The organism is Natrinema soli (genome assembly GCF_028618695.1).
This window is the reverse complement of sequence record NZ_JAQIVI010000096.1, coordinates 1-24,304: the sequence shown is the minus strand read 5'-3', so window position 1 is coordinate 24,304 and position 24,304 is coordinate 1. Positions and strand designations below refer to the sequence as shown.

Sequence of the window (24,304 nt, the reverse complement as noted above, 5' to 3'; positions counted from 1 at the left end):
CAGTAGTAGAGCGATCAACTACCCGTTCGTCACGATCCGCCTATTGCCTCTATTATCCCGTGTTTTTCATGCCAGCTGCGACCCCTTTGACCGTCAATCGGAGCGTCCGTTCTTCGATATCCGTTCGGTGAGTCTGATCGAGCAGATGCACCTGGAGGATATTTAGGGGGTCGACATACGGGTTTCGTCGTTCTAAATTTTCGCCGAGCCAGCCGCGAGTATGTAGTTGGTCGCGCTGGCCGATTTCCGTGATGAGGTCGGCTGCCCGCTCGTACTCGTTGGCCACGCGGGGAAAGAACCGGTCGCGCAGGTCCGGCTCCGCCAGTTCGGCGTAGCGCTCGGCGATCTCGAGCTCGGTCCGGGACAGCGAGAGCGCCGCGTTGTCGAGCGTCGTTCGGAAGAACGGCCACTCCTCGTACATCGTCTGGAGGGTTTCCATCGAGCCGCCGTCGTCTAAGTAGGCCTCGACGCCGCTCGCGATGGCGTACCAGCCCGGCAGGATACACCGCGCCTGGGTCCACGAGAATACCCACGGGATCGCGCGCAGGTCCTCGACGGTGCGCTCGCCCGATCGGGAGGCCGGACGAGAGCCCAGATCGAGATCCTCGATGACCGTGATCGGCGTCGCTTGCTCGAAGTACTGGACGAATCCCTCGCTCTCGAGGAGGTCGCGGTACTCGCGTCGAGCGGCGTCCGCCATCGTTTCCATCGCGTCGACCCACTCGTCGCGAACGTCCTCCTCCGGTCGATCCAGCGCCCCCTTGCGCGCCCGGAGCTGGGCGTTGAGCATCTGTTCGATGTTGCGCTCGGCGATGCGCGGGTTGGCGTACTTCTCGGCGATAGCCTCGCCCTGTTCGGTGAACTTGACCTGGCCCGTGACGGTCGAGTTCGGCAGCGCGAGCAGCGCCTCGTTCATCGGGCCGCCGCCCCGGGAAATCGAGCCACCGCGGCCGTGGAACAGCCGCATCGTCACGTCGTGATCGTCGCAGATCTCGCCGAGTCGGCGCTGGTTCTTGTACAGCGACCAGTTCGCGGCGAGGAAGCCGTTCTCCTTGTTCGAGTCCGAGTAGCCCAGCATGATCTCCTGGGTCTGGCCCCGCGCCTCGAGAACCTGCGAGTACGCGTCGTTCTCGAACAGCGAGCCCATGATCCGCCGGGCACCCGAGAGGGCGTACTCGGTCTCGAGCAGCGGCACGATGTCGATCCCCGCGTGTTCGGGCAGGGCGATGACGTCGGCCTGATCGGCCAGAAACAGCACCTCGAGGACGTGGCTGGGCTCTTCGGTCATCGAGATGGCGTAGGTGTCGATGGCGTGGCTGCCGTACTCGGTCTGCCAGTCGGCGAGGCTGTCGAATAACTCGAGGACGCGCGCCGAATCGTCCGAGAGTTCCGCGGTGTCGCTCAGATCGATCACCGGCTCGTCCTGTAGGACGGCGTCGGTCAGGAACTCGACGCGGTCGTCCTCCGAGAGCTCGTGGTAGTCGATCCCCTCAGCCTCGAGCGCCTCGGCGATGGCGTCGGTGTGTTTCTGCTGGTGCTCTCGCAGGTCGAGACTCGCGAGCGAGAAACCGAACGTGGCGACCTGTCGGCGGATCGGGTCGACGTGGGCGTCGACGACGCTCTCGGCGCCGTTGTTGCGCAGGCTCTTCGAGATGACCTCGAGATCCGCGAGGAGGTCGTCGACCTCGTCGTAGCCGCCCGGTCGAACGTCGCCGACGCGGCGGAGTCGCTCGCGCATGAGTTTGAGTTTCTGCCGGTATGGCTCGTCGGGGTAGCGCTGTTCGACCGTGCGCGCGGTTCCGGGCAGGCGCTCGTGGTCGTGCTCGAGAGAGACCTGAAATTCGGAGCCGGCGTCGACCCGGCTCCCATCCTGACTCAACACGCCCGACAGGCGCTTGAGCTGCTCCTGGTAGCGCTCGAGGATCAGCGACCGCTGGCGCTCGAGGGTGTTCGCCGTGACCTCGGGGGTGACGTAGGGGTTGCCGTCCCGGTCGCTGCCGGCCCACGACCGGAATTCGAAGAGTTTCGGTACCTCGATGTCGCCGGGGACTTCCGCGTCGATCGCGTCGTCGAGTTCACCGTAGATCTCACCGACGACATCGAACAGCGTGTTCTCGAGATACCACTGGACGTTGCGCGCCTCGTCCTCGGGTTCGGGCTGGCGATTGCGTACCTGTGGCGTCTGCCAGAGGCTCGTCACCTCGGCATCGATGTCCTGCCAAACCTGCCCTTTCTCTTTGTCCGTCAACAGTCGTTCGTCTAAGGTCTCGAGGGACGTCGAGATCTCTCGCAGTTTGGACTTGACGGTCTTGCGCCGAGCTTCGGTCGGATGGGCGGTAAAGGTCGGCTCGATCAAAACATCGTCGAGGATCTGCCGGACGGTCTCGACATCTGCCTCGCCGAGTTCTTCGGCCGCGGTCTCGAGGCTATCCTCAAGGGTTCCCTCATGAGACCCCTCCCGGATGGTCCGGATCCGCTCTTGTTCTTCTGCCAGATTGATCAGCTCGAAGTAGGTCGTAAACGCCCGGGCGACGACCCGCTGGTTGTGGGCCGACACTCCCTCGAGTTCCGCTATCAAGGGCTCGCGAGAGTCGCGTTCGCCGGAGCGATACTCGATCGCGGCTCGTCGACCCGACTCGACCGTCTCGAACGCCTTGCTTGAGGTCTGTTCCTCAAGGATGTTCCCCAGTAGCGTGCCGAGTTCGCGGACATCTTGACTGATACCTCTGCTATTGAGTTCCATACATCCAGAATGTCAGTTTGAAGTTAAAAATCCTCCGCAGGACGTACCGCGCTTCATCAGTGGGGGAGTCGGTGAGCCACTTTCATCTCTGGTGGTAGACTCCGTTCTTAAATATCCGTAATATTACGGGTCAATAGTCATTATTGACGGATGTGGACAGTACTCGTATGAGTAGCAGACTCAAGGAGCCAGCGCCCGACCAAACAACTCACCATCTCCGTCATGAGTGGAACGGAGACGGGTTGATAAGCGATCAGATTGTGGAAGAGATCGCTGAGTACGAAAACGAGGATCGGGATGAGTTGCCGCCACTGAACAAAAGCATCAATCCTGTGGCACTCGATACGGCGTTTGAAACGCTCGACGACGATACAACTATGGCGGGGTGCATAACGTTCTCCTACTATGGCTACACTGTGCTCGTACAGAGTACCGGTCAGGTACTGATCAAAAAGAGCTAATCAGTATACTGTAGCACGAATTGCGCTCACGTCGACAGAGGGAAGCTCTGGAAGGGATTATTATGGCTGTTCGCGAACTCCACAGCACTCACACCACTTCTCACATGGCTGAAGCCGTGAACTTTCACTCGAAAGTTCTGTGCTCGGTACCTCGATATTCGCGAGACGGATCTGGCTTTTCGAGTTCTCCGTATGATTCCGGATGTCGGGACGCGTCACTCCACTCGTTTCATAGCTATTTTTTCTTACTCGTCGTGTTTGAGCACCTACGAGAATATTTCCAACGAGTTACTTGTTCCCATAGTAGCTTTTCGTGTTTATACTTTTGGATATATAACATAAAGGCATCTCCTGAATATCGCACACATTCAAATGTCTGCATGGCCAGCGGGCCGGTGCGCCTGTTTCGGGCAGTAGCACTAACCTTTTAACTCCCACACCTGCTCTATCCACACTGTACTGCGGGACTGTGAACCTCCCCGGTGGAGTAGATACGCAAGATGAGCCAAACGACAGTCGTTACCGATAGGGAGTCATTCCTCGCTACTGCCGAGGCTGCACCACCCGAAGCGAGAGTACCGATTGAGGTCCGCATCTCCGTTTCGGACCCGTTCGTGGCGTATCGACGCGCTCGCGATGACTCCGACGGGTTCTACTTGGAGACGACCGGCGGACAGTCCGGCTGGGGATACTTTGGCGTCGCTCCGGTCAAGCGGATTCAGGTTCCTCACAACGCTATATCGGAGGGCGAAGAGAGCCCGTCGATAGCCGCAATCGATACTGTTCTCGATTGCGAACAGCTAGTCCGTGGAGAGTGTTCGGTCCCGTATCCTTGCGGTGCGATCGGATGGCTGTCCTACGACGTCGCTCGCGAACTGGAGAATCTCCCGGACACAATCACCAACGATCGGAAGCTACCGCGGCTGCAACTGGGCGTGTTCGATCGCGTGGCCGCCTGGAGAGAACCTCGCAACGACGGGCCGGTCATAGTACACGTTACGGCGTGTCCTGTCGTCGGCGACGATCCGGCCTCCGCATACGAATCAGGCCTCGAGGACGCGATCGAACTCGCACGGGCGACGATAGAGGGAACAGAACGACAGTGCGCTCCGCCCACGACGGCGGAGAGGGCTACGTTCGAGAGCGAGTGCGGCAGAGAGGCATTCGCAGATCGCGTCCGAGCTATCAAACAGTACATCCGCGATGGGGACACATTCCAAGCGAACGTCTCTCACAGGTTGGTCGCGCCCGCCGCCGTTCACCCGATCGACGTGTTCAGTGCCGTCCGACAGGTGAACCCTGCCCCGTATTCGGGCTTACTGGAGTTCCCTGGGATCGATCTGGTGAGCGCCAGCCCCGAGCTCTTGCTTGAAGTTCGCGGCGACGAACTCGTTACGGAACCGATTGCGGGAACTCGTCCCCGGGGGACGATGACCAAGGAAGATCAGACTCTCGAAGCGGACCTCCGAGACGACGAGAAGGAGCGTGCTGAACACGCGATGCTCGTCGACCTGGAGCGAAACGATCTGGGCAAAGTGTGCGAGTACGGATCGGTTGAGGTTGAAGAGTACAGACGGATAGACCGTTACTCGGAGGTCATGCACCTTGTCTCCGTGGTACGTGGCCGGCGGCGAGACGATGCGGCTCTCGCCGACTCGGTTTCGGCGGTGTTCCCGGGCGGGACGATAACCGGTGCACCCAAACCGCGTACGATGGAGATCATCGACAACGTCGAAGCAACCCGACGAGGGCCCTATACGGGAAGTATCGGCATTTTCGGGTTCGATGACCGAGCGACGCTCAACATTATCATTCGAACACTTGTGCGCCACCATGACGAGTACTCTCTCCGTGTCGGCGCAGGGATCGTTCACGATTCCGATCCCGCTCACGAGTACGCTGAAACGTTGGACAAGGCTCGTGCGCTCGTTACCGCTGTCGACGAAGCGCTCGGCGACCAAGCATCGTTAGCTGTCGAAACAGCACCCGACGTGATGGGGGACCTCTGATGATCCTGATCATCGATAACTACGACTCTTTCGTTTACAATCTCGTCCAGTATGTCGGCGAGTTCACCCCCGTCGAAGTCCGCAGAAACGACGAAATCGATGTTGAGGGGATCCGGTCGATCAATCCGGACGGGATCGTCGTCTCACCAGGGCCGGGGAAACCCGAGGACGCGGGCATTTCCGTCGACGTGTTCGCCGAAACTGATTACCCCGCGCTGGGAGTGTGCCTGGGACACCAGGCGCTGTGTACCGCTCACGACGTTTCAGTTGGCCACGCCCCCGAAGTGATACACGGGAAGCCGTCCGAAGTGCGCCATGACGGCACTGGACTGTACGCTGGCCTCCCCGACCCGTTTGAGGTGGGGCGATACCACTCGCTTGCCGTCGAACGAGAGTCGTTGCCGTCTCGGCTCGTCGAGGCGGCCTGGACAGACGACGACCGCGAGATCCTGATGGGCGTCCGGCACGCGGACCGACCGCACGTCGGCGTCCAGTTTCATCCTGAGAGCATCCTTACCGACGCGGGCAAGCGGATCATCGAGAACTTCTGCTCGATGACCGCTCGATGACCAGCCTTTTTCGGGGAATCTCGTTCGGCACGACGCTTACGGACGAGAACAAATCGCGGGCCACCCGCCAAGAGATTCACAGTGATATCACTGTTATTCTATCACTTTCCTAGAACAGCTGTCCGTTCATCATCAACAGAAAGTGTATGTCCGATACAGTCCGGTCTTCTGGGCCGCTCGGTCAATAAGTCCCTTCCGGTTCGGACGGTTGTCGACGACCGTCGCCGGACACTGGACCAGAGTGATCCGTATTCTGAAACGCAGTGTTATGGACGGCTGGAGAGTTTGAGGATCGATCGAACGTCTAGACTATCGCCAGCATGCAACTGGTGTAGAGGCTGCTTCGTCACTACGACTGAGGATGAGGGGGTCGAGTTACCGAGACCCGTGTTGGTCCGTGGCTGAGGACAGAGCTACGAGATCCGGGACAGTCCGAGGTCGAGAACGACTGTTGAAAGGATCCAGATCCTCATCCTGTATAGGGCACCCGGGTCAGGCGCCATGTCAAGCGTTTCCGTACCGCTTAAAATATCTTCACGTGGATAGTTACGGGAGTTTATACAATCTTGCCAGCAGCAGTGCGCACCCCACCCCACTTTTCCTGCAAACAGGGGTGTAGAATCCGGCCGTCCCCGCCACCCGTAAATTAATTACTTCTACCGGATGACCCTGCAACCGCCGACGCTGCGAGTAAAGGCTCAGCGCCTACCGTCAGCTGTGGGAACGTTACGGTCACTGCGGAGTGGCACTCGAAGGTAAACCAATGACAGAAATCATCGATGGAAACGAGATCGCGGATCGAATCAAGACAGAATTGGAAGTGTGCGTCGAAACCCTCAGTGATCACGGCGTCACGCCGGGTCTCGCGACGGTGCTAATGAGCGACGACAGCGCGAGCGAGACGTACGTGAACATGAAACAGCGGGCGTGCGAGGAGATTGGGATCGAAGGGCGTCACCACGAACTCGATCCCGAGACGTCGTCGGACACGCTAGAAGGGCGGATAGAGGCGTTGAACGAAAACCCGAACGTACACGGGATCCTCGTACAGATGCCGGTCCCTGACCACGTTGACGAGCAAACCATCCTCGAACGGATCGATCCGATGAAGGACGTCGATGGGTTCCATCCGGAGAACGTTGGCAAACTCGTCACGGGGGATCCCCAGCTCAAGCCGTGTACTCCACATGGTATCCAGCGACTGCTCGCCGCCACGGGGGTGGAGACGGCAGGAAAAGACGCCGTGATCGTCGGCAGGTCCAACATCGTAGGGAAACCGATGATGAACCTTCTCGTCCAGAAGAACAATCTAGGTAACGCAACGGTAACTACCTGTCACTCTCGAACGAATAATCTCACAGAAAAAATGAGAAACGCGGATATCGTTATCGCTGCTGCCGGGGTCCCAGAACTGATCGACGGATCAATGCTGTCGGAAGACACCGTTGTCATCGACGTGGGCGTCAACCGTGTCGACGCGGACGACGACAAGGGATACGAACTCGTGGGCGACGTCGAGTTCGAGAGCGCTGTGGAGCAAGCCAGTGCCATCACGCCGGTGCCCGGCGGCGTCGGACCGATGACGATCGCGATGTTGCTCTACAACACTGTCAAGGCGGCCAGCCTTCAGGAGAACGTCGACATCGATCTTCCCTGACCTCCAGCGGCTCGCGCTTCCCGAAAATGACAAACATATTTCTATTTGTGGCAATCGTATACGAATACTAATCTTTAGTGGAATCTCCGCTGCTAAGCCGTAAATCAGCGTCTTTAGTGAACTTTGACTTAAGTGACCGTTGCACTTATAAGCGAATCCACCGGACTGGGACGTGTTATATGAGCACAGACAGCGCTCCGTCACGAGCAGATACTGTCGTCATCGGTGCGGGTGCCGTCGGTTGTAGTATCGCGTATCACTTGACTGAACTCGGGGCGGAAGGCGTCGTCGTTCTCGATCAGGGACCGCTTCCGGTGACCGGCGGTTCCTCTACGCACGCTCCGGGGATCATGTTCCAGACGTCACCGTCGAAAATCCAGACGAAGACGGCTCACTACACGAGCCGACTTCTGAAAGACGCTGGCGTGTACACGGAAGTCGGCGGGATCGAAGTCGCGCGATCGGAAGACCGTATGGACTTCCTCGAACGTCGCGTCGAGTGGGCGAAGTCCTACGGGCTCCCCGATCCGCAACTACTTGATCCCGAGGAAGTCACGGAGCACCTGCCGCTCGTTGACGAGGACGAGATCCTCGGCGGGTACTACTCCCCGACGGACGGTGTGGTGTCCGGCACTGACGCCCTCCAGTGGTACATGGAGGAATCGTCCGCCGACTTCTACGGTAACACTGAGGTGACGAACATCGAGACGGCCGCGGGCGAAGTGCAAGCCGTCGAGACCGATCAAGGACGAATCGAGTGCGGGCGGTGCGTCCTCGCGACGAACAACTGGGCATACCAGACCGGGCAGATGGTCGACCTCGATCTTCCGATCGCGCCCGTCGAACATCAGTACGTCGTCACCGACCCTCTGGAGGATCTCCGAGGAAACGACTCGTCGCTCGGTGACGCTACGGCCGGTCTCGAGGTGCCTGGGGATCGGAATATCACCGAGTTCATGGCCCAGCCACCGGATAGGCCGGTCGGCCGTGATCAAGACAACTCGCTGTACTTCCGTACTCACGGCGACGGGTACGGACTCGGGTCGTACAACCACGAACCCTTGGTCGTCGATCCCGACGAGATGGGGAAAAACACCGACGAAAGTCAGGCCTCGGTTCACAGTTTTACCGAGAAACACTGGACGAAGCCGACTCATCCGAACCGGGACAAATCGCCGCAGCAGGCGTTCGACGAACTCCTTCCCGCCATTCAGGACAAGGAGTTTCAGGTTACCGAGAACGGTATCTTCGTCTACACGCCCGACGGGATGCCCGTCATCGGCGAGACCCCCGAAATCGACGGCCTGTGGACCGGATTGGCAGTCTGGTGGACGCACTCAGGCGGGTACGGCCGAATCCTCGCAGAGTGGATGGAAAACGGCGTCCCTCGCCTACCGTCCGGACCGGTCGACACCAGCGGCATTCACGTCGCACGGTTCGCGCCCCACGCGGGTAACAAGGAGTTCTTCATGGACCGCGGTGGAAAGCGGTACGAACAGGTGTACAGCATCGTCGAACCTCGCTGGCAACCGGACGAGCACCGGGGACTACGCGAGAGTCCCTTCTATCCACAGCAGGCGGAACTCGGTGCCGAGTTCTTCCAGAGCGGCGGCTGGGAATCCCCACAGTGGTACGAGTACAACGAGGACCTCGTCGAGGAGTACGAGGACCAGATCCCGGAGCAAGACGGGTGGCAGGGGATCAACCGGTCGCCGATCGGGGGCGCAGAGCACCTCCATACCCGAGAGAACGTCTCGATGTACGATATGACGTCGTTCAGCTCGATCATGGTGGAGGGCGACGACGCCGGCGAGTTCCTCCAGCAGGTCTGTAGCAACGACATGGAGATCGGCGTCGGGCGAGTTCGCTACACCACGTTGCTGAACGAGGGCGGCAACGTGATCGCGGACCTAACTGTGGCTCGCCTCGACGACGACGAATACATGGTGACCACGGGCGGCGGCAACTCGCCGGGGATCCACGGCTCCTGGCTTCGGGAGCACGCCCCGGAGACCGTCTCCGTTACCACCGAGGAGTCAGCGAAGTGCACTGTTGGACTATGGGGACCGAAGTCTCGGCTGCTGCTCCAGCGAGTCACCGATGCCGACGTCTCTAACGACGACTTCCCGTACTTCAGCTGTAAGCGCATGTATGTCGGTGACGTGCCAGTCATCGCACTCCGGGTGTCGTATGTGGGCGAACTCGGCTGGGAACTGTGGGCCCCGTCGGAATACGGTCGGAAGCTCTGGGACACTCTGTGGGAGGCCGGACAGGATCTCGATGTCAGACCGATCGGCGACGACACGCTCGAATCAATGCGGCTCGAGAAAGGGTTCCGCCTGTGGGGGACTGACATTGACACGGACGTTAATCCGCTCGAGGCTGGCCTTCCCTTCGCCGTCGACCTCGACACCGAGTTCATCGGGAAGGAGGCGCTCGTCGAGGCCAAAGAGGAGGGCCTCGACAGCCAGATCGCCTGTCTGACGCTGGACGATTCGAGCGACGTGATGCTCGGTGGTCGGCCGGTGCTTGCGGACGGCGAGGTTCTCGGATACGTGCAGGCCGGCGACTTTGGCTACTCGGTTCAGGAGTCGATCGCCTACACGTACCTACCCAGCGAGTACGCCGAGGCCGGTACCGCGGTCCAGATCCAGTGCGAGGGCAAAACGTACGACGCGACGGTCCGCGACGAACCGCTGTTCGACCCCGGACGCGACAAGATCATCCGGTGACCGAACGATGCCGATAGAATATACAACATGAGTGAGTCACGCGAACTAGAGGTACGATACGAGGACATTCGTCAGGCACACGACCGGTTGGACGACGACACGGTCGTCAAGCGCACGCCGGTCGAACGGAGCACGTCGCTCGGCGAGATGGTCGGCGGCGAGGTGTACCTGAAGATGGAGCACCTCCAGTGGACCGGATCGTTCAAGACGAGAGGCGCCTACAACAAGATCTCTCAGTCCGTTGAGGAAGGCGTCGAGGAGTTCATCGCTGCCAGCGCCGGGAACCACGCGCAGGGCGTGGCGTTGGCGGCGACAGAGTGTGGCGCAGAGTCAACCATCGTCATGCCAAAGACCGCCCCGCAGGCCAAGATAGACGCGACCCGCGGCTACGGTGGGGCGGTCGAACTCGTCGGCCAGGACTTCCAGGATGCCATGTCGTATGCCCAGTCCGAGGCTGAAGACGGTGACGCGGAGTTCGTCCACGCGTACGACGATCCGCACATCGTTGCCGGGCAAGGGACACTCGGGATCGAGATGTACGAGGACTGCTCTAACCTGGACACCGTCGTCGTCCCGATCGGCGGTGGTGGACTCATCAGCGGGATCGCGACTGCCTTCGATCACCTTTCGCCCGACACGCGGATCGTTGGCGTACAGGCTGAGGGAGCTTCGACGGTCCACGAGAGCCTCGACAAAGGGATGCCGGTCACGCTCGACGAGGTCGACACGATCGCCGACGGGATCGCGACCGGCGGTATCTCGGACCTGACGCTCGATCTCATCGACGCACACGTCGACGATATCGTGACTGTCTCCGACACGGAGATCGCAAAAGCGATCTTGCTGCTGCTGGAGCGCGCCAAGCAGGTCGTCGAGGGTGCTGCGGCGGCATCCGTCGCGGCAGTTCTGAGCACCGATCTCGACGTTCGCGGCGAGACCGTCATGCCGCTACTCGGCGGCGGGAACCTCGACATGACAATGCTCCAGACGGTCCTTATCCATGCGCTCACCGACCGAAAACAGATCCTCCGGTTGCGCGTGCGGATCAACGACGCCCCGGGAAAGATGGCAGAGATCTCCGGAATTATCTCGAATTACAGCGCAAACATTCACGATGTCCGCCACGATCGTGCAGTGGAGGATCTCAGCGTTGGCGATTCTTATCTCGTCTTTCGGATCGAGACGAGCGGTGCCGAACACGCCGAGTCGATCATCCGGGCGATTGAATCTGAGGGATACACGGTCGAGGACGTTAATCAGAAGTAGAAACTAAAATTACATATAGTGGAAGTGTCGCCGCGAAAGGGACTATTACCTCGTGATTTATTGGCAGAATATGTTCTGCATCAAGTACTCCCAGGGGTTTTATACGTCACTACGAAATCTTAGGAAATGGGTAATACCACATGCTATCACGAAACAAGGGTACCGCGCAAGCGGGAAGACCACGAGTTAAAGACGCACAAGAGAACAGCGTCGCGAGGTCGGTCAGATCCGTATCGACACGTGTGCGTAACCGAGGCAAACGTTGGTGACTGTATATGGTCGATTCTGAGCCAAACGGTCGGTTCGCTCGATTCACGGGCGAACTCGACGTTCCCGTGTTTCTCGTCGGATTCCTCACGGCGTTGGTAGCAGTCGTCGCGTTCGCGCTGGTGCCGGACACAGCTGCCAACGCTATCAACAGTGTGAACTCGACTCTGTGGCAAAACGTGGGCTGGGTGTACATCCTCGCGATGTTCTTCGTCGTCGTGTTCGCGTTGTTTCTGGTGTTCGGCCCGTGGGGAAACATCAAACTTGGCAAGCCGGACGAGGAGCCACAGTACAGCTTCCTGTCGTACTTTGCGATGCTGTACTCTGCTGGGATCGCGGCAGGGATCGTCTTCTGGGGTCCGGCAGAGGCAATCTTCCACTACGATACGGTCCCGCCGTTCGTCGGCGCCGGATCCCAGACGTCCGACGCAGCGGTCGGTGCTGTCCAGTACACGTTCTTCCACTGGGGTCTTTCTGCGTGGGCCGCGTACGCTATCTTGTCGCTTCCCATAGCATTCTACACGTACCGGCACGACGCGCCCATGCGTGTCTCGACGGTGCTTACTCCGTTCTTGGGCATCGACAATCTGGACAGCGTCTGGGCGAAACTGGTCGACATCCTCGCAGTGTTCGCCACCCTCGGCGGTATCGCGACGACGCTGGGGTTCGTCGGGAGCCAGTTCCTGACCGGTATCGAGTACACCACCGGGGTATCGGTCGGTGACGCCGGGACGGTGCTGGCTATCACCGCCTTGACTGTCGCATTTACCCTGTCCGTGACGTTGGGTATCGAGAAAGGGATCCGTCGGGTGTCACAGTTCAACATGGGGCTGTTCATGATCGTCATGCTGCTGGCATTCGTGCTGGGGCCGTCGGTGTATATCATGACGGTCACGACGGAAGCGCTCGGGCAGTACACCAACCAGTTCATCGCGATGAGTCTCTTCATGAACGCGGGCAACGGCGCGAACTGGGTTGGGAGTTGGACTATCTTCTACTGGGCCTGGTGGTTCTCCTGGACGCCGTTCGTCGGCCTGTTCATCGCCCGCGTTTCGCGCGGTCGTACGATCCGGCAGGTCGTCTCCACCGGCGTCCTGGCGTCGACGGCGGTGACGATTCCGTGGTTCGGAATTATGGGTAGTACCGCGATCAAGCTCCAATCGACCAACGCGGCGAATATCCTGAGCGTCATCTCCGAGTATGGCGTCGCCGGTTCCGGCTACCCGCTGTTCGAGGCGCTACCCGTCGGTGGCGTATTGAACCTCCTGTTCTTGTTGTTGATCACGACATTCTTCGTCACGTCGGCTGATTCCTCAACGCTGGCGCTGGGGATGCTCACGACCGGCGGCGAACTCGAGCCGTCGACGATCAACCGCGTGATCTGGGGGGCCCTGGTCGGAGCGCTGGCGTCCTTGCTGATGGTCGTCGGCGGTGTCGACGCGCTACAGGCGGCGTCGATTATCACCGGCGGTCCATTCGCCGTCATCACTATCCTCGCGGTGCTGGCGATCAGCTACGCCTGCCGTGATATACGCCCTCTGTTCTTCGACACCGATCAATCGGACACCGTGTCGCGCTCGTCCGCGACATTCGACGCGCCAGAGGAGATGTCCGTCGAAGGGACAGACGATGACTGATCGCTTTCGACGGCCGTGCTCGGTTTCGAGCGGTCGAAGTAGGAGCCACGGGAGCACTCCCCGTCGATGAGAGCCGTCGCATCGAGGGGCACGATCGGCCGGAAACGAGTCTATAGTAGCCACTGAACGTCATTATACACCCGATCGCACGACGGGATCGTAGTTCGGAGCGAGCATCGTGAGTGAGAACCGCGGATTGTGTGATCGGTATGTAATTCATTTCAGTTATCACTATAGATCATTCGATCGCGGTCAAGGGTCCGAGTCAGTGGAGTGACGTAGTCCAGACTGTCCTTTTACTGCTCGCCGCACAGTGACCTGTCCTCGTTGCCGTTGCATCGATCACCGTACTTCTCTGGCGATGTCTAGGGACACGCTCTCCCGGCCACACAGAGGAAGACAGCGTCACACAGTTCGATCAGAGCGTCCGTCACTTGAGGCAGCGGGCCGTTCAGCCTTCACATGTCCGGTGTGGCCTTGAACGCAGTCTGCAGTCACGCAGCGTCGTTAGCCAGAGAGATAGGTACGACGGCGTTACTGCTCGAATCCAGCCGAAAAAGTGGTATGTACTCGTCAACCTGAGACGAGAGTCTCGCCTGCTACCCGTAGATGGGGAACTCTTGGCAAAGGTGTTCGATCGTCGAAGCGGCTCGGTCGTGAGCCTCCTCGTCCTCGGGATTGTCGAGCACGTCCACGATGAGGCCGGCGACGGTCTTCATCTCCTTTTCTCCGAATCCCCGGGTCGTGAGCGCCGGCGTGCCGACGCGGATCCCGCTGGTAACCATCGGCGACCGGGTTTCACCAGGAACGGTGTTCTTGTTGACGATGATGCCGACGTCGGACAGTAGCTCTTCGGCTTCCTTACCTGTGATATCGGGGTGGGAGTCGCGGAGATCCACGAGCATGAGGTGCTTGTCCGTTCCACCACTCACCAGCGAGAGTCCTCGGTCATTGAACTTGTCGGCGAGCGTATTCGCGTTAGCTATGATCTGCACAGCGTAGGACTGGAACTCATCGGTGCTCGCTTCTGCGAACCCTGCGGCCTTGCCGGCCACGCTGTGCATCAATGGTCCCCCCTGCGCACCGGGAAACACTGCGGAGTCGACGTCGTCCGCGAACTCCTCGTCACACATGATGATGCCGCCGCGGCCGGCGCGGATCGTCTTGTGCGTGCTCCCGGTGACGAACTCCGCATGTTCGACTGGCGACTCGTGGACGCCGGCAGCGACGAGTCCCGTCACGTGAGCGATGTCCGCGAGGTGGTACGCGTCGACCGTGCCCGCGATATTGCCGATACGTTCGTACTTGAATTCGCGGGGATATGCCGAGGAGCCACTGACGATGAGGTCCGGGTCGAACTCGCGCGCGTGGCTCTCGAGTTCGTCGTAATCGATATACCCCGTCTCGGGATCGACCTCGTACTGTTCGACATCGTAGAGTTGTCCCGAGAAGTTGACGTTGTGGCCGTGCGAGAGGTGTCCGCCGTGCGACAGCGACAGCGACAGGATCCTGTCGCCCGGTTCGAGCACGGAGAAGTACACACCCATGTTGGCCTGTGTGCCGCTGTGGGGCTGGACGTTGGCGTGGTCGACCCCGAACAACTCCTTTGCGCGTTCGATAGCGAGTTCCTCGACTGTGTCGACGTGTTGACAGCCGCCGTAGTATCTCCCGCCGGGGTATCCCTCGGCGTACTTGTTCGTGAGGACGCTTCCCTGTGCTTCGAGCACAGCTTTCGAGACGTGATTCTCGGAGGCGATCATCCCCAGCGTCGATTCCTGCCGCTCACGCTCGAGGTCGATGGCCTCGGCCGTATTCGGATCTATCTGCTCGAGTGATTGTTCGAACGCCATATCTAGACAACGATTATGATTGGTAAGTATCTTGCGTGCAGCGGGTATCCAACCTCAAAAAATAACACATCTGATATTCTGTGCCATTAAGCCCGCGCAGTACCGGCATTTAAGGTACAGGAGTCGATATCTGTATCTATGAAGCGCGTAATCAGTACCGACGACGCTCCGGCAGCTGTGGGCGCGTACAGTCAGGCAACTACGAACGGTGAGCTGCTTTTCACCGCAGGTCAACTCCCGCTTACAACCGACGGCGGACTCCTCGACGATGCGCCAGTTGATGAACAGACTCAGCAATGTCTCGACAACGTCAGCGCGATCCTCCAGTCCGAAGGGGGATCGATAGACGACATCCTCAAGACGACCGTGTTCCTCGACGATATCGACGACTTCGACGAGTTCAATCAGGCGTATAACGAGTTCTTCGACGAAGAGCCGCCGGCCAGAAGCGCCGTCGAGGTCGGCCGTGTTCCCAAGGGCGCGGCGGTCGAGATCGAGGCTCTCGCAGTAATCGAGTAGCCGCAGTCGACCACGTGGGATCGATCGTCCGTAGCGTGCAACGAGAGTTCGCCGAATTCGCGGGTCGGGTTTCGGTTCGACTTCGCGTACTGGTCGGCAACACGTCCGCATGGATATTGTTCAGTGACTTTCTGCCATCGATGGTATGCCCGGGTTGTCGACTCCGATCCAGTCGGTTATTGTCCAGTGTTACCGATACCCCTTTGACATCCGGCGTCATACGGGTGTTTATGTGTCAGTACTGTAGCTATCGGTTTCACGACGGCTGGACACAGTTATTACAGTACGACGATGTGTACCAGAACACCATCAGTACAGAGTCGGAGGCGACGTACGGGTTCCACGAATCGTGGGACGAACTTCGAGAAGACGTTGGCTACGGCGCGTCCTGATGGGATCAACTCGGCTGAAGTTCTCGCAGGCAGAACTTGTACTCGCTCCGCTGTCGTTTCGATTTGGGCCGCTTCGTCGGTCGAATACTGGTCTAGCCCGTTAGCTCCGGCTGCGGGCGACTGTCGTTTGTGACCGGGAACAGTCGTTAGCGAACAACGATCATTCCGGAGGTCTCAGTTTGTAACGAACAGTATCACAGGATCATGATAGACGACTATACGCTCAGCAAAAAGTAGCGGCAGAGTTCATCGGAACGTTCAGCATCGTGTTCTTCGGCGCCATCGCGATCGAATTATTGACAGCACCGGAATCGGCCGGAACTGAGTTCTCTCTACAGGGGCTCGGCTTCATCGCGATCAGAGGGCGAGAAACGATCGACATCGCCGTAGCAGCTGCGACCGCTCCGTTCCCCGACGTCGCCGCAGTCCAGGCGGCCGGTGCGGAGGCCGTCGGTACGTTCTTCCTGATGTTCGCAGTGATGGCGTTCATTACCGATGACCGGACGCCGAACGATTTCGCGGGACTTGCCATCGGGTTCGTCGTGGCGGTTGCTCACCTCGCCGCCGGGATCGTCAGTGGTGCATCGCTCAACCCCGCCCGGACCCTCGGCCCGTACGTCACGAACAGTCTCTTCGGCGGCCCGAGCTTCTGGGCGCACGCGGCAATCTACGTGGTCGGTCCGGTCGGCCGGTGCCATCGCCTACAAGAAAATCGTTCTAACTCCCTATCAGACGCAGGACAAGGCCGTACAGGGAAGCCCGTCAAACGAACCAGCAGACTGATCCCGGCGGCACGGCCAGCGACCCTCTCGCTGGGCAGCGTTCGTTCGCTCGAGCGGACACAGTCGACAGTCGAGATGACCGCGCGGTCAGTCGTCGCTGGCCGCGGTTCTGCCGTCGCTATCGGCCCCGGCGTCGGGTGCCTGCAGCACGTCCGGATCGGCGTCCATTCCGAGCGACTCGACGCGGACGCTGGATACTTTGTACTCGGGAATGCCGGTATGTGGGTCGAAGTTCTCCTGGGTGAGAGTGTTGACCGCGCCAGCAGCGAAGTGCATCGGGATGAACAGCGTCCCCTCGGAGACGCGGTCTGTCACGGTTGCTTTGACGACGATGTCTCCGCGGCGGGACTCGACCCGAACGTACTCGCCGTCGGTGACGCCGAGTTCGTCGGCCGTCGACGGGTTGATCTCGATGAAACTCTCGCCGACGTGGCTCATGAGTCCCTCGACGCGCCGGGTGATCTGGCCGGTGTGCCAGTGGTAGAGCACTCGTCCGGAAGTGAGCGTGAGCGGATACTCTTCGTCGGGTAGCTCACCGGGATGCCCACCGTCCGCGGGTACGAAGCGCGCCATACCGTCGTCGAAATTGAACGCTCCGTCCTCGTAATCGTAGAGGTATGGTGTGCCGGGATGATCTTCGTCCCAGCAGGGCCACTGGAGTCCATGCTCGTCGCCCGACTCGAGGCGGTCGTAGTTGACACCGCCGTAGATCGGGACCAGGTCGCTGATCTCGTCCATGATCTCCCGCGGATGGTCGTAGTCCCAGTCATACCCGAGGCGGTTGGCCAGCTCCTGTGTGATCTCCCAGTCCTGGCGTGCCGTTCCGGGCGGCGTCGCAGTTGGCCGCACTCGCTGGATGCGGCGTTCGGTGTTGGTGAACGTTCCGTGTTTCTCTGGCGACGTCGCTGCGGGCAGGATCACGTCCGCGTGAGTCGCCGTCTCCGTCATGAAGATGTCCTGGACGACGAGGAACTCCAGTTGCTCGAGCGCCGCTTCGGCGTGCTGGATGTCGGGTTCGGACAGCGCAGGATTTTCCCCGACGACGTACATTCCTCGCAGGTTACCTTCGTGAGCCTCCGAGAGCATCTCTGGCACCTTGAGCCCCGGCTCCTCGGGCGGACGCTTGCTCCATGCATCTTCGAACTTCTCGGCGACCTCGGGGTTCGCTGGATCTTGATAGCCTGGAAGGCTTCCAGGAAGCGTCCCCATGTCGCCACCGCCGCCCTGCACGTTGTTCTGTCCCCGGAAGGGTGAGAGTCCGGCACCGGGCTTGCCGATCTGGCCGAGCGTGAGGGCGAGATCGGCCATTGCAAGGAGATTCTGCGTGCCATTGCTGGACTGGGTCATCCCCATCGCCCAGCCGAAGACGACAGTCTCGGCGTCGGCGAGCGTTTCGGCGGCGGACTTCAGCTCTTCGGACGGAACGCCCGCCAGTTCTTCGACCTTCTCGGGCGTAAATGCCTGCACCTTCTCCTTGACTTTCTCGAACCCCTTCGTGTTGCGGTCAATGAACGCCTCGTCGTGGAGATCGTTCTCGACGATGTATCGAATGAGACCGTTGATCCAGGCGACGTCGTACCCGGGTTTGGTCCGCGTGTATTGGTCTGCATGCTCGGCGATGCCGACCTCACGGGGGTCAAAGACGACCAAGTCGGCCCCGTCTCGGACGTTTTGCTTGATTCGGGTTGCCAGAACCGGGTGCGACTCCGTCGTGTTCGACCCGGTGATGAGATAGGCGTCAGCCCCGCCGATGTCCTCGTTGATACGGTTGGTCATGGCGCCGTACCCGAGGGTCTGTTGCAGCGCCGCCACCGTCGTCGAGTGACAGAGCCGCGCACAGTTGTCGATATTTTTCGTGCCGAGAACCTGACGGGCGAACTTCTGGACGAGATACGCCTCTTCGTTGCTCCCCTTCGACGACGCGAGACAGCCGACCGCGTCGACGCCGTGTTCGGCCTGGATCGCGCTCAGTTCGTTTGCGACGCGATCGAGTGCCTCGTCCCAGGACGCCGTCTCGAACTCGCCGTCGTCGTTACGCACGAGCGGTTCCGTGATCCGCTCGTCGCTGTTAGCGAACTCGTGTCCGAACTTCCCTTTCACGCAGGTCGAGAAGTTGTTGGCGGGTGCCTTCGCGGGGTCTTTGACGGGTTGGACACCGATCGCGTCGCCGTCTTTGCCCCACATCTCGAACCGACAGCCGACAGCACAGAACCCGCACGTCGTCTCCTTCTTGTCGATCTTACCGAGTCGGTAGTCGCTCACGGCCGACGCGATGTCGAACAGTCGTCCCTCGGGAAGCACAGTCGCGGCGACGTTCTCGGCGGTGTGTTCGCCGGCCAGCATGGCTTTATGACCGTACTCAGTGGCGAGGTCCAGCGTACGGCGCTTGCTCTGTGCCATGAATTTGGAAACACCGCTTCGATCGTCCAGACTCACGCTGAGACTGGCTCTGATCCGACTCTCTCCGCCGGGGTCGGGCGAGCGATTCGGCGCCATCGTGTCGTCGAGCGTTTCGACTTCCTTATGCTCGATAACCGTCCCGACAGAGTTACGCTGGCTGAATCCCGGCAGCGGAAGGGTCGCGGCGCCGCCGATATCCTTCTCTGTCAGCGTGCCCGTCGGACAGACGGTCGCGCAGTGACCGCAGGAGACGCAGTCGGACTCGGCCATCGTCTCGGCGTCGGACTGGAAGCCAATGCGCGTGTCCTCGCCGTGGCCCTCGATGCGAAGCACGCCCTCAGTCTGGACGTCGTTACATCCCTCGACACATCGGTTGCAGAGGATGCACTTGTTCCGGTCGATCTGGATGAACGACGAACTGTCGTCGACGGGTTCGTACTCGTCACGGTCGTCGAAGACGCCATAGCGTGGGTGGTCAACGCCCTCGCTAATGGCAGTGTCCTGCAGTTCGCAGCGCCCGTTGCCGTTGCAGGTCGTACATCGGAGATTGTGGTTCGATAGTACCAGATCGAGGTTGACGCTCCGAGTTTCCTCGGCATCCGGCGTGTCCGTTTGTACGGAGAGTCCGTCCTCGGCCGGGAACGAACACGAGGGAACGAGGCCGTGCTCTTCGGTCTCGACCATGCAGGTCCGGCACTCGCTTCGCGGTCCGATCTCACCGCTGCAGTCGCCGTCGCGGTCGTAGTAGCAGAGCGCGGAGACGTCGGTGTCGTCATCAACGCCGTCCGCACCGGGGTCGACGCTGACCGTCTCGTCACTGACGGCCTGCATCGCGTCGATAACGGTCGAATCCGGCGGGACGGTCACCGGTTCGCTGTTGATCGTCACCGTCGTCGGCTCGTCGATGTCGGTGCCGACGTCGGGGTCGTTCGCGGTGCCGGTCTCGAATTCGGCCGTGACCGGCGTGTTCGATTGCGTGTCTTCGATGTCGGGAACGGCGGGGAATGTGTCGTCAGTACTCATAGTTTCTCCGTACAGGTGCCGCTGGGACAGCGGCCGTCGGTGTGCGCTCGGAACTCCGGTTCGAACTCGTCGAGCGCGGTCGTTACCGGACGGGGCGCGTGAGCGCCGATCTGGCAGTTGCTCGACCGCGCCATTACTCGACCCAGTTCACGGATCGTATCGGTCTCGAGCGATCCCTGGTAGATGTCTCGCAAGAGTTCAGTGAGCTGTTGCGTCCCTTCGCGGCCTGGCACGCAACGACCGCTGTTTTCGGTGGATGCGAACCGGGCGCGCTCGCCGACATCGGCGACCACGCACCGGTCGTCGTTCAGGAGTTCGACGACGCCGTCGGTCCCGAGACCGGCCGCAGTAAGCGACTGTGCGGTCGGAGCAATATCGAGGTCTCGCACGATGCCGCCGAGGACGCTGCCGACGCAGGCCATCTTGAACGCCCCTGTCAGATCGACGGCCTCTCGTACCACCGAAAGGCTGCTGTCCGACAGGAGTTCGATGGTTGCCGGATCGGCGACGTCGCCGGTGACGGTGATCAGCCGGGTACCCGGATCGGAAGCATTTGCATCGAACGCGTCCGGATCGCGGATCGCCTGCCAGATCTGTGCGAACGTCCGCGGCGTGTGGATAACTGTCGGCCGTCCGTAGAGACCGTACTCGGCGGGTGACGGCGGCTGGAGACGCGGTTCGATGCGGTCGGCCCCTTCCATCGCCTCGAGCGCAGCCGTCGGGGCGCCGGCGCGGTACTCGTCGGGGCCGGCCACCAGCTGCGGAACGATCGGCAGTTCGCCGGCGACTGCATCGATCGCTTCGCGGAGGTGTCGATGCAGGTGGCTATCCTCCTCATTCAGGTAGACGACGGCGTCGTCGGCACCCAGATATTCGGCGACGGCTGCTATCCCGTCGAGGACAGCGATCGGCGCTCCGCCGAGCAGTACCTCGTCCGCTCGCTGCTCGTCGCGCGTCTCGTTCGCATTGGCAACCACGACCGGGTCTCCGTCCGCGTCCCGGACGGTCTCCCACGCGTCGGTGACGGGGTCATCGGCGGTGGCGTCGCCGCGACCCCGACCGAGGAGTCCGATATCCGTCACCGTCTCGGCGGTTCGTTCAGACGCGACGGTCGGCCAGTCGTTCGGCTCGAGCGGATCGACCCATCCACACCGGCCGAGCACCGACCGCTGACCGACCGAGAGCGGTCCCGTGTTCGGGATTGGGAGCGACGTCGTCTCGAACCCGTGTTCGACGACCGCGTCGGCGTCATCCGCTGGGACGGTTCCGTCTTCCAGCGCGTCGACGACGCCTCGGGCGGTCGACGAATCCGAGTCAGCGAAGAACGCCGTCCGGCCCTCGTGCGTTGCCATGACGAGCGGTTCGCTCCCCGTCACACCGGTTGGTCCTGTGCGAATCACCGGTATCGAATCGGCTTCGTCTCGAATCGCCGTCACAACCTGTTCGTCGCCGTTCGCCGCTACGTCGGTCGCGACGCGGACGAGAGTTGAGCGACTAGTGGTACTCGTACCCCGTTCCATTGGTTATACCGTTGAATCGCAGGGATAAAAACTCTCATGACTGGACTACTGTAACTAGTTTTGCGTAATACCGGGCGCAAAACCCACGACCGAAGTCGTGGGTGTGTCACAACCGGGCTTTCAGGGTTCGGTGGATCCTGTGATAGATCCGTCTCCCCGTCCCGTACACGGCCACTCCGGTTCCAACGGACCGACGCAAGTCGGTCTCTCACCGATCGTTCACTTTTCTCATCAAAGAGGTTAGGACCCTCTGGGCGAATATCAGGTACGATGACGAACCCTCGCTTCGAGGAAGTCAAGACGGAAGCGGCGGAGGCAGTCTCCGGTAACGATCTCCGCTCGGTGTACACTGGTATCGTCCACGAGAACGGCCGTCACGAGTACTATTTCGGTAACGATACCGAGGAGGCGGCCGAACTCCGGGAAGCCGCAGCGGTTCAGCTCGGCATGCTGGTGCGCGTACTCGCCGACCGTTCGGACAGCCCCGTCGAGGAGATCGCCGACCTCGCAGTCAAGCGCGCCGAGCAAATGGAGCTTCGGTGAGCGCTTGACGGCCGGGATTTCGTGGCCGAATCCTCTCGGGTAACACGGCCACACACTGTTCCGTGGTGCAGACTATAAAATATAAGATAGTCTATAATATTTGCTTTCGTAATTCTGTATTTGGTCATTGGGAAATATAATTCTCCCTCGCCAACACACTTTTACCATAATACGGAGGTACGTAGTTATAATGCCGGATAACACTCCCTGTTCGACTGCAGCCCCGGTGCCGGATCCCACCGATATCGAATCAATAGCAGCGGATACCGCGCTCGAGATTCTGTCGAACGAGCGCCGTCGGTACGTGCTTCAATGCCTGCCACCGGTCGACAACCCGATGGCGTTAGCGGACCTGGCAGATGAAGTCGCCGCTTTGGAGAACGGCACTGGGACGGCCGATGTCTCGAAAGAGGACTCGAAAGACGTCTACGTGTCGCTCTCTCACGCAGACATTCCGAAACTAGCAGATGCGGATATCGTCGAGTACGATCAGGTCCAGAATACAGTCACGCTAACACAGAACGCTGCGGAGCTACGTCCGCTTCTGGAAGTTGTCGACGACTGGCCGCTGTAGTTACCAAACGACCAGCTTCGTCCGGACTGGTGCCGGATGAGCGCCGAAACGGTTCGGCCGCGACTGCTGGCCGAGACGGCCTGGCGTCCTGACGGAGCAGTGGCCGTTACGACAATCACTTCCGTTCCAGGGGGTGCTCGGCCAGCGGCGTCTCGTCGTCGACGACCTCGTCCAACCCGAGACGATCGACTGTCTCGCGGGCCGGTCGACCGTCGGCTCCCCACCCGCGCTCCGCGTAATAGGCGTCGAGCATCGCTTCGAAACGGTCCTCGTCTACCGCCTGCCCCTCGTTCGGCCCCGACTCGAGGGGTTTTCGGAGCGCGGGCGGTAGTTCGTCGTCCGCCCGAGAGATGCCCTCGCGAACGTTGAACAACCGGGTGAGCGTCCAGATGCGCTCACCGATCGTCCGCAGGTCTCCGTTGGTGTCCAACCCCACGGCGTCCAGCCACTCGGCACCGAGATCGTCGAAGACGTCGCCGACGAAGTCGTCGACGATCAGGCTCCAACAAATCGCTCGCTGGTCCTGTTCAGTCGCGACGGCGTGGGCGGCCCGCTCCTGGCTCCAGTTCTCGAAAACCTCTCGCTCGATCGGGGTCGCTCGTCGGTGGCAGGCACCGCGGTCGCTCGTGGCATAGGCCAGCGCCATGCTCTCGGCACCCCGGGGATCGTACGCGGGCAGTTCCATCGCCTTGACCGTCGGCACGAGATCATCGCCGCCGAACTGCTCGGCTGCCGCGTCGACTCCCTCCGCCAGTGCGTCGCCGAGCGTCGTCTCTCGAGTTGCGATGTCGTGGAGCAGTGATCGTGCGCCGTCGGGATTACCGAAGGAAAACGAGTGATCTAGCAGGCCCGCCTCGCTGGCACGGACGGCCCACGCGACGGTGTTTCCGGCGCTGATCAGATCGACGCCGAGGCGGTCACACGTTGCTCCGAGTTCCGCCACGGCGTCGAGATCGTCGATGCCCAGGCCCGCGCCGAGCGTCATCGCTGTCGCACCGCGGGGGACGCTCTCGCCCGCGTCAGTCTCGACACGGTACCCTCCGGGGTCTTCGTCGTCCGGGTACTCCCGCTCTCGCGCCAGTTCGCGGACGGCGGCGATGCCGATGTCGTCTGCGCCCTCGAACTGCCCATCTTGCCATCCGCGCGTCGGGAGGACGCCGGTCTCGTTGGCAAAGTCGACCGTTTCGACGGTGCCGCTCGCTTGCAGCCACTTCCCGGTGTCTGATTCGCGATAGCGTTCCGCGTACTGCTCGCGCAGGTCCTCGAGGCCCGACGGAGGATCGCCCCGGGCGACAACAGCCTTGAGCCGCTTGGCACCCATCACGGCGCCTGCGCCGCCTCGACCGGCGTGGTGATCGCC

At 60.7% G+C, this 24,304-nt stretch carries 16 protein-coding genes and 1 pseudogene; 12 read left to right on the top strand and 5 right to left on the bottom strand.

All coding sequences use genetic code 11. The features are described 5' to 3' along the window. Positions 1-52 precede the first annotated feature (52 nt). Positions 53-2,743, bottom strand: a complete 2,691-nt coding sequence (ppc, locus tag PGX04_RS06380) for a phosphoenolpyruvate carboxylase (protein ID WP_273737748.1) — start codon at positions 2,741-2,743, stop codon at positions 53-55. Between the two features lie 167 nt (positions 2,744-2,910). On the opposite strand from ppc, the gene ddfA reads away from it, so the two are divergent. The 7 genes from ddfA to PGX04_RS06345 all read left to right on the top strand — a co-directional run bounded on the left by ddfA (position 2,911) and on the right by PGX04_RS06345 (position 13,341). Continuing rightward, on the top strand, positions 2,911-3,204 hold the full coding sequence (ddfA, locus tag PGX04_RS06375) for a DdfA family disk-determining factor (RefSeq protein ID WP_273737747.1): 294 nt from the start codon (positions 2,911-2,913) through the stop codon (positions 3,202-3,204). A gap of 500 nt (positions 3,205-3,704) precedes the next feature. After that, the gene (gene pabB, locus PGX04_RS06370; RefSeq protein WP_273737746.1) at positions 3,705-5,213 is read left to right on the top strand and encodes an aminodeoxychorismate synthase, component I; all 1,509 of its coding nucleotides are present in this window, start codon (positions 3,705-3,707) and stop codon (positions 5,211-5,213) included. Continuing rightward, positions 5,213-5,782, top strand: coding sequence for an anthranilate synthase component II (locus PGX04_RS06365; protein WP_273737745.1), 570 nt, complete (start codon positions 5,213-5,215; stop codon positions 5,780-5,782). The genes pabB and PGX04_RS06365 overlap by 1 nt, the downstream gene beginning before the upstream one ends. Before the next feature lie 763 nt (positions 5,783-6,545). After that, positions 6,546-7,439, top strand: a complete 894-nt coding sequence (locus tag PGX04_RS06360) for a tetrahydrofolate dehydrogenase/cyclohydrolase catalytic domain-containing protein (RefSeq protein ID WP_273737744.1) — start codon at positions 6,546-6,548, stop codon at positions 7,437-7,439. A 179-nt stretch (positions 7,440-7,618) separates the two neighbouring features. Beyond that, positions 7,619-10,171 (top strand): GcvT family protein, encoded by a 2,553-nt coding sequence (locus PGX04_RS06355; RefSeq protein WP_273737743.1) that lies wholly within the window; start codon positions 7,619-7,621, stop codon positions 10,169-10,171. Between the two features lie 27 nt (positions 10,172-10,198). Continuing rightward, positions 10,199-11,437, top strand: a complete 1,239-nt coding sequence (ilvA, locus tag PGX04_RS06350) for a threonine ammonia-lyase (protein WP_273737742.1) — start codon at positions 10,199-10,201, stop codon at positions 11,435-11,437. Between the two features lie 275 nt (positions 11,438-11,712). Further along, positions 11,713-13,341, top strand: coding sequence for a BCCT family transporter (locus PGX04_RS06345; RefSeq protein WP_273737741.1), 1,629 nt, complete (start codon positions 11,713-11,715; stop codon positions 13,339-13,341). A 599-nt stretch (positions 13,342-13,940) separates the two neighbouring features. On the opposite strand, the gene PGX04_RS06340 is transcribed toward PGX04_RS06345, so the two are convergent. Further along, positions 13,941-15,191: a serine hydroxymethyltransferase gene (locus PGX04_RS06340; protein WP_273737740.1), complete on the bottom strand. Its 1,251-nt coding sequence runs from the start codon at positions 15,189-15,191 to the stop codon at positions 13,941-13,943. Positions 15,192-15,329: 138 nt separating this feature from the next. Here PGX04_RS06340 and PGX04_RS06335 point away from each other — a divergent pair, with 138 nt between their 5' ends. The 3 genes and pseudogenes from PGX04_RS06335 to PGX04_RS34455 form a co-directional block, all read left to right on the top strand. Next, a complete protein-coding gene (locus PGX04_RS06335; protein ID WP_273737739.1) occupies positions 15,330-15,710 on the top strand; it encodes a Rid family detoxifying hydrolase in 381 nt (126 codons plus the stop codon). Positions 15,711-15,940: 230 nt separating this feature from the next. After that, positions 15,941-16,102, top strand: a complete 162-nt coding sequence (locus PGX04_RS06330) for a hypothetical protein (RefSeq protein ID WP_273737738.1) — start codon at positions 15,941-15,943, stop codon at positions 16,100-16,102. A 266-nt stretch (positions 16,103-16,368) separates the two neighbouring features. Then, positions 16,369-16,728, top strand: a pseudogene (locus PGX04_RS34455) (aquaporin); the annotation flags it as partial. Positions 16,729-16,971: 243 nt separating this feature from the next. On the opposite strand, the gene fdhF reads toward PGX04_RS34455, so the two are convergent. After that, positions 16,972-20,307, bottom strand: a complete 3,336-nt coding sequence (gene fdhF, locus PGX04_RS06320; protein ID WP_273737736.1) for a formate dehydrogenase subunit alpha — start codon at positions 20,305-20,307, stop codon at positions 16,972-16,974. After that, entirely contained in the window at positions 20,304-21,827 is a 1,524-nt protein-coding gene (locus tag PGX04_RS06315) for an NADH-ubiquinone oxidoreductase-F iron-sulfur binding region domain-containing protein (RefSeq protein ID WP_273737735.1), read from the bottom strand. The genes fdhF and PGX04_RS06315 overlap by 4 nt, the downstream gene beginning before the upstream one ends. A 270-nt stretch (positions 21,828-22,097) precedes the next feature. Here PGX04_RS06315 and PGX04_RS06310 point away from each other — a divergent pair, with 270 nt between their 5' ends. Next, positions 22,098-22,370, top strand: a complete 273-nt coding sequence (locus PGX04_RS06310) for a DUF8113 family protein (RefSeq protein ID WP_273737734.1) — start codon at positions 22,098-22,100, stop codon at positions 22,368-22,370. A 190-nt stretch (positions 22,371-22,560) separates the two neighbouring features. After that, positions 22,561-22,944, top strand: a complete 384-nt coding sequence (locus PGX04_RS06305) for a DUF7344 domain-containing protein (RefSeq protein ID WP_273737733.1) — start codon at positions 22,561-22,563, stop codon at positions 22,942-22,944. A 115-nt stretch (positions 22,945-23,059) separates the two neighbouring features. Here the strand turns inward: PGX04_RS06305 and PGX04_RS06300 are convergent. Next, on the bottom strand, positions 23,060-24,304 hold a 1,245-nt coding region (locus PGX04_RS06300; RefSeq protein ID WP_273737732.1), incomplete at its 5' end, for an aldehyde ferredoxin oxidoreductase C-terminal domain-containing protein.

Excerpts from the sequence above, each read along its gene's own strand:
- ppc (WP_273737748.1), bottom strand. The coding sequence starts at position 2,743 with ATGGAACTCAATAGCAGAGGTATCAGTCAAGATGTCCGCGAACTCGGC.
- ddfA (WP_273737747.1), top strand. The coding sequence starts at position 2,911 with ATGAGTAGCAGACTCAAGGAGCCAGCGCCCGACCAAACAACTCACCAT.
- pabB (WP_273737746.1), top strand. The coding sequence starts at position 3,705 with ATGAGCCAAACGACAGTCGTTACCGATAGGGAGTCATTCCTCGCTACT.
- PGX04_RS06365 (WP_273737745.1), top strand. The coding sequence starts at position 5,213 with ATGATCCTGATCATCGATAACTACGACTCTTTCGTTTACAATCTCGTC.
- PGX04_RS06360 (WP_273737744.1), top strand. The coding sequence starts at position 6,546 with ATGACAGAAATCATCGATGGAAACGAGATCGCGGATCGAATCAAGACA.
- PGX04_RS06355 (WP_273737743.1), top strand. The coding sequence starts at position 7,619 with ATGAGCACAGACAGCGCTCCGTCACGAGCAGATACTGTCGTCATCGGT.
- ilvA (WP_273737742.1), top strand. The coding sequence starts at position 10,199 with ATGAGTGAGTCACGCGAACTAGAGGTACGATACGAGGACATTCGTCAG.
- PGX04_RS06345 (WP_273737741.1), top strand. The coding sequence starts at position 11,713 with ATGGTCGATTCTGAGCCAAACGGTCGGTTCGCTCGATTCACGGGCGAA.
- PGX04_RS06340 (WP_273737740.1), bottom strand. The coding sequence starts at position 15,191 with ATGGCGTTCGAACAATCACTCGAGCAGATAGATCCGAATACGGCCGAG.
- PGX04_RS06335 (WP_273737739.1), top strand. The coding sequence starts at position 15,330 with ATGAAGCGCGTAATCAGTACCGACGACGCTCCGGCAGCTGTGGGCGCG.
- PGX04_RS06330 (WP_273737738.1), top strand. The coding sequence starts at position 15,941 with ATGTGTCAGTACTGTAGCTATCGGTTTCACGACGGCTGGACACAGTTA.
- fdhF (WP_273737736.1), bottom strand. The coding sequence starts at position 20,307 with ATGAGTACTGACGACACATTCCCCGCCGTTCCCGACATCGAAGACACG.
- PGX04_RS06315 (WP_273737735.1), bottom strand. The coding sequence starts at position 21,827 with ATGGAACGGGGTACGAGTACCACTAGTCGCTCAACTCTCGTCCGCGTC.
- PGX04_RS06310 (WP_273737734.1), top strand. The coding sequence starts at position 22,098 with ATGACGAACCCTCGCTTCGAGGAAGTCAAGACGGAAGCGGCGGAGGCA.
- PGX04_RS06305 (WP_273737733.1), top strand. The coding sequence starts at position 22,561 with ATGCCGGATAACACTCCCTGTTCGACTGCAGCCCCGGTGCCGGATCCC.